1 protein-coding gene is annotated in these 1,050 nt (G+C 66.5%); it reads left to right on the top strand.

Annotation, left to right across the window (positions count from 1 at the left end):
- The first annotated feature begins 188 nt into the window (after positions 1-188).
- On the top strand, positions 189-995 hold the full coding sequence (locus ACIHFB_RS45835; RefSeq protein ID WP_400130038.1) for a transposase family protein: 807 nt from the start codon (positions 189-191) through the stop codon (positions 993-995).
- Positions 996-1,050: the final 55 nt, after the last annotated feature.

Below are 1,050 nucleotides of genomic sequence, written 5' to 3'. Positions count from 1 at the left end.
CTAACGACCTCGTGCACGGTTGGCCGTGGCTTGGCCCCGGGTAGCTCGTTGAACTGGGCATGATGGGGGCTGGGGCGCGCGAATTGATCGTGGCGGAGTACCGGATCACTGGATTGTCGCCGACGGTGATTGCTGAACTCGTTGCTGAGATAGGGCCGTTGTGGCACGCGCAACATCAGGCACGCCTCATGACTCGACCGCGACGACGGGCGGTAGGGGCCGGGGCGAAGCACAAGTTCGTCTTCATTGACCGACTGCTGGCGACTCTGGTGAGTCTGCGCCATGGCACCACTCATGACGTGCTGGCCTGCTGGTTCGGCGTGGACCGCTCCACCGTCACCCGGGCCATCGGCGAGGTGCGGCCACTGCTCGCGCAACGGGGCTGCACCGTCGCGCCGGATATGCGGCTGCGGACTCTCGCCGAGGTCGTTGAGTACCTGGGTGCCGACGGTGGGACCGGGATCATCGATGGCACGGAGATCCGTGTGCGGCGCCCGGCCGCAGGCCGCAAGGATCGGTACAAATTCGTCTCCGGCAAGACCAAGCAGAACGCCGTGAAGGCCATGGTCCTCACAGATACCGAGGGGCGCGTGCTGTTCTGCAGCCCGGTCCGGCCGGGCAGCTGCGCCGACATCACCCAGGCCCGACAGCTCGGACTGGCCTGGCTCCTGGCCGACGGCCCGTTCATGGAGATCCTCGCGGACGCCGGCTACCAGGGCATGGGCGCGCAGAGCGGCGGACGCGTGATGACGCCCCCGCATCGCAAGTTCAAGAAGAACGCTCCCGCCTGGTACGAGGAGCGGCACGAACTCCAGCGCAAGGCGCACTCCTCACGGCGCATCCGCGTCGAGCACGGCATCGCCCACTTGAAGAACTGGCGGGCTCTCGCCCGCCACCATGGCCGACGCGAACACATGAGTGACATCGTCCAAGCCGTCGCCGGACTGCTCTCACACCAGCAGACCGCCACCCTCGGACATGTCTGTCGAGCGTAAACACCGACAACACCACACACCTCGACATGCCACGGCCAACCGTGCACGAGGTCGT

It is taken from the genome of Streptomyces sp. NPDC051963, from assembly GCF_044593495.1.
In the GTDB taxonomy this organism is placed as follows: domain Bacteria; phylum Actinomycetota; class Actinomycetes; order Streptomycetales; family Streptomycetaceae; genus Streptomyces.
The sequence above is the reverse complement of the archived record's forward strand: the minus strand, read 5'-3'. Positions and strand labels throughout refer to the sequence as shown.